At 69.1% G+C, this 4,378-nt stretch carries 5 protein-coding genes and 1 tRNA gene; 5 read left to right on the top strand and 1 reads right to left on the bottom strand.

Annotated elements, in window-relative coordinates:
- Positions 1-658 (bottom strand): DNA/RNA nuclease SfsA (gene sfsA, locus VGL30_RS02560; RefSeq protein ID WP_331536461.1); only part of this gene is annotated, 658 nt, incomplete at its 3' end.
- Positions 659-797: 139 nt separating this feature from the next.
- On the opposite strand from sfsA, the gene VGL30_RS02565 reads away from it, so the two are divergent.
- From VGL30_RS02565 to VGL30_RS02585, 5 genes are all read left to right on the top strand, one after another.
- Positions 798-1,559, top strand: a complete 762-nt coding sequence (locus VGL30_RS02565; protein ID WP_331536453.1) for a competence/damage-inducible protein A — start codon at positions 798-800, stop codon at positions 1,557-1,559.
- 68 nt (positions 1,560-1,627) lie between these two features.
- A tRNA-Leu gene (locus VGL30_RS02570) sits at positions 1,628-1,713 on the top strand.
- 171 nt (positions 1,714-1,884) lie between these two features.
- Positions 1,885-2,127, top strand: a complete 243-nt coding sequence (locus tag VGL30_RS02575; protein ID WP_331536455.1) for a hypothetical protein — start codon at positions 1,885-1,887, stop codon at positions 2,125-2,127.
- A 263-nt stretch (positions 2,128-2,390) separates the two neighbouring features.
- Positions 2,391-2,915: a polysaccharide biosynthesis/export family protein gene (locus VGL30_RS02580; protein ID WP_331536457.1), complete on the top strand. Its 525-nt coding sequence runs from the start codon at positions 2,391-2,393 to the stop codon at positions 2,913-2,915.
- Positions 2,916-3,127: 212 nt separating this feature from the next.
- Positions 3,128-4,378, top strand: a 1,251-nt coding sequence (locus VGL30_RS02585) for a nucleotide sugar dehydrogenase (RefSeq protein ID WP_331536459.1), incomplete at its 3' end; no start/stop codon positions are given.

The following is a 4,378-nucleotide window of genomic DNA, read 5'->3' on the forward strand; positions in this document are numbered from 1 at the left end:
CGGCGAATGTCGCGTCGCAATCGGCGGCGGCCTGGAAGCGGTCACAGTCGGTGCGCTGGACGACGAATAGGACGGCGGCGCGGTCACCTTGACGGACCATCTCCTCAAGCTCGCGAAGGTGCTTCGTCGAGCGCGCCGCCACGCAATCAGGAAACTCCGCCAATCCCTTTGTCCTGGAAAGATGGCAGTTTTTTACCTCCAACCAAAGCCTATGGTCCGGCCTGAGCGGGAGGCTGTTTTTGCGCTGGACATTGTTGACCTCCAGCCAGCAGGGCGGGCGGCCGGGCGATTGCAGCAGGAAGTCGACCCGGCTGTTGGTCCCGTATTTCACCTCGCGGCGGATGCTGTCGTAGCCGGCAAGCTCCGGGATGGCGTCGGCGGCAAGAGCCTCGGCGACCAGGCGGTTGGGGTGCAGGGTGTTGACGCCCACCAGGCCGCCATCGGCCTGCACCAGCTCCAGGGTGTGGGCCAGCTTGCGCGTCGGGTCGTCGGAGCGGGAGATCCAGACCGCCAGGCCGGGGGCGTTCAGGCCCAGCATGGCGCCGGGGTTGGGGCAGTGGGCGGTGATGGCGGTTCCGTCCTCCAGGACCACGTCGGCGAAGAAGCGCTTGTAGCGCTGGACGAGGCGGCCGGGGATCAGCGGGGAGGGGAAGTCCATCGGCGGGTGGTAGCGTGGGGAGGCCGCGGGGGCCAGCGGCTGGAAGGAACCCTCCTTCATCGAGGATCAGAGGCTTTACGCTGTTGCCCAGGCGCCCTGGCCGGGGATAGTCGGGACGAACAGCGCGAAGGATCGGACGATGGCCAAGGCGGCGGGCGTGGTGACGGCGGGGGTGCTGATCATCGGCGACGAGATCCTGTCGGGGCGTACGCAGGACACCAACCTGGGCGACATCGCGCGGCGCTTGGCGGTGCACGGGGTGGACCTGGCGGAGGCCAGGACCGTGCCGGACGAGACGGCGGAGATCATCGCGGCGCTGAACGCGCTGCGCGCCCGCTACGACTACGTCATTACCACCGGCGGCATCGGGCCGACCCATGACGACATCACCGCCGACGCGGTGGCCGAGGCGTTCGGGGTGGCGCTGTACGAGCACCCGGACATCCTGGCCGCCATGCAGGCGCGCTGGGGCGGCGAGGTGAACGCCGCGCGGCGGCGGATGGCGCGGATCCCCGAGGGGGGCGAGCTGGTGAAGAACCCGGTGCAGGGGCCGCCTGGCTTCCTGATCGGCAACGTTTTCGTGCTGGCCGGCGTGCCGGCGATCATGCGCGGCATGCTGGAGGACGTGGGCTGGCGGCTGAACGGCGGGGCCACGGTGATCTCGCGCACGGTGCTGGTGGAGGGCTCCGGCGAAGGCGAGATCGCCGCGCCCCTGGAGGCGGTGGCCAAGGCGCACAAAGCCATGTCGCTGGGCAGCTATCCGTTCTTCGGGCCGCAGGGCTATGGCTCGAACCTGGTGCTGCGCGGGCGCGACGCCGACGAAGTGGAGGCCGCGACCGCCGAGCTGATCGCGGCGCTGACGGCCGCCGGGATCGCCAGGATCACCCGGGTGGAGGCCTGACCGCAGGCGGTTTCCGCATGGTTGGGGCTCGCCGCAGGATCGGGCTTGTGGCAGGGAAGAGCGGTCAAGCGGACGTGGCGGAACCGGTAGACGCGGCAGACTTAAAATCTGTTTCCCCATGGGAGTGCGGGTTCGAGTCCCGCCGTCCGCACCATAGCCGCCCGGGATATGCGAGGCGGCCCGGGCGCTCTTCACGCCGATCCGCGCGACCGCCCGCGCGGGGAGGACCTATCGCCGCAACCATGGCTTCGGCGTTGAAATTTTTCCCGGCGGTGAGAGTTTGTTAGCCGCGAAGGGCTAGCCTGGCGTCCTTCAGGAGACGCCCGTGGCGCAGCAATTTCCATCGCCGTCCGGCCGCCCCTCGGCGGTGTTCTCCACCGCCGCGGCGGTGGCCCTGGGCGCGCCCGCGCCGTTCCGCACGCCCGGCCGCGCGCCGCGCGCGCGCGCGGAGCCGTCGGACCTGGACCGGTGGTCGCGTCGCCGGACGCTGGCGTTCATCGTCGGCTCCAACCTCTGCGCCTGGATCGCGATCATCGCCGGCGTGCATGAGGCGCTGCGGGCGCTCTAGGATCTGCGGGCGATGAAGGCGGCGCGGAAGGGCGCTGGCCGCTCGAGCCGCATGAGCCGGCTCCAGTCGCCGGAAGACCAGGCCGCGTGCATCTCGCGAAACCCCACTGTGCATCGGCGGGTAAGCGGCCGGAGCGGCTAGATCGCCGGCTATTCCGCGGTACGCTGCACTGCGGTAGGAAAAGACCGCGTTCGCGCGAGGATGTGGGTATGAGATCGTTGAGATCGCTGGCTGCGGCCTTAGTCGTAGGGCTGGCCTGCCTGGTGGCGGCGACGGGATGGACGGGTGCGGCGCGGGCCGCCGATGCGTCGCCGCCCGTCAGTCCGGTGGCGGATTACAAGATGGGCGCGGGCGACAAGATCCGGGTGATCACATTCGGCGAGGAGTCGCTGACCGGCGAATTCTTCGTGAGCGGCTCGGGCAAGGTGTCGCTGCCGCTGATCGGCGAAGTGCAGGCCGCAGGCGTCAGCGTCACCGACTTCCAAAGGTCGGTGGAAACAGCGCTGAAGAACGGTTTCCTGCAGGATCCCAAGGTCAACATCGAGGTGCTGAAATATCGGCCCTTCTATATCCTTGGCGAAGTGCAGAAGCCCGGCGAGTATCCCTATACCAATGCGTTGACGGTGCAGAACGCGGTGGCCACGGCCAACGGCTTCACCTATCGGGCCAACACCAAGAAAGTGTTCATCAAACGGGCCGATTCCGCCAAGGAGCAGGCCTATCCGCTGACCTCCACCACGCCGGTGTCGCCAGGCGACACGATCCGCATCGTCGAACGGTTCTTCTAGAGTCCGCAGTTCCGACCCTCCTTCGATAGGGGCGGTTCGAGCGGATGCCCTGATGCCGAGCGCCGGTGCGGGCGCCATCTCCCGTCTTGCCGGACGTATTGCAACGGCCCACAACCAGACCCTTCGCCGGGGCGAAAACCCGCTTCCGCTTTCGGCGGGAGGGCACTAGCTGGGCCGCTGCGCCGGGGCGGCCGGCCGGGATCGGAGACGGCATGCTGGAAAATCCGTTCGCGGCCGCGCCGGTGAAGGTCGCGGTGATCGGGCTGGGCTATGTGGGCCTGCCGCTGGCCGCGGCGTTCGGGCGGCTCTACGAGACGGTGGGCTTCGACGCCAAGCCGGAGCGGATCGAGGAGTTGCGGCGCGGCGTCGACCGCACCCAGGAGCTGTCGGCCGGGGCGCTGACGGCGGCGAAGGGCCTGAGCTTCGCCGCCGACGCGGCGGCGCTGTCCGGTTGCAACGTCTTCGTGGTCACGGTGCCGACGCCCATCGACCGGCAGAAGCGTCCGGACATGAGCGCCCTCTTCGCCGCCAGCCGCACGGTGGGCGCGGGGCTGAGCCGGGGCGCGGTGGTGATCTATGAATCCACGGTCTATCCGGGGGCGACGGAGGAGACCTGCGTGCCGATCCTGGAGCAGGCCTCGGGTCTCGCGTTCAACCGCGACTTCTTCGTGGGCTACAGCCCCGAGCGGGCCAACCCGGGCGACCAGGCCCACCGGCTGGACTCGATCGTCAAGGTCACGGCGGGCTCGACGGCGGCGGCGGCGGACTTCGTCGACACGCTCTACGCCTCGATCGTGGCCGCCGGAACGCATCGGGCGAGCTCGATCCGGGTGGCCGAGGCCGCCAAGGTGATCGAGAACACCCAGCGCGACCTGAACATCGCGCTGATCAACGAGTTCGCGCTGATCTTCGAGAAGCTGGGGGTGGACACCCAGGAGGTGCTGGCCGCCGCCGGCACGAAGTGGAACTTCCTGCGCTTCCAGCCCGGGCTGGTGGGCGGCCACTGCATTGGGGTCGATCCCTACTACCTGACCTACAAGGCGCAGGAGGCAGGCTACCATCCCGAGGTGATCCTCGCCGGGCGGCGGATCAACGACAGCATGGGCGGGTATGTGGCCGCCCGGCTGGTGAAGACGCTGGTTCAGGGCGGCGTGCAGGTGCGCGGCGCCCGGGTCCTGGTGATGGGCCTGGCGTTCAAGGAGAACTGCACCGACCTGCGCAACACCCGCGTCATCGACATCGTCGAGGAACTGGCCGGCGCCGGCGCAAAGGTCGATGTCTGGGACCCCTGGATCGACGCGGCGGAGGCGCGGCATGAATACGGCGTCGACCTGATCGAGGCGCCGCAGCCGGGTGGCTACGACGCCATTGTCCTCGCCGTGGCGCACCGGCAGTTCGTCGCGCTGGGCCCGGAGGCCATCCGTGCTCTTGGAACGGTGAGCGCGGTCCTGTTCGACGTGAAG

The sequence above is a fragment of the Phenylobacterium sp. genome, assembly GCF_036502675.1.
Classification (GTDB): Bacteria; Pseudomonadota; Alphaproteobacteria; order Caulobacterales; family Caulobacteraceae; genus Phenylobacterium.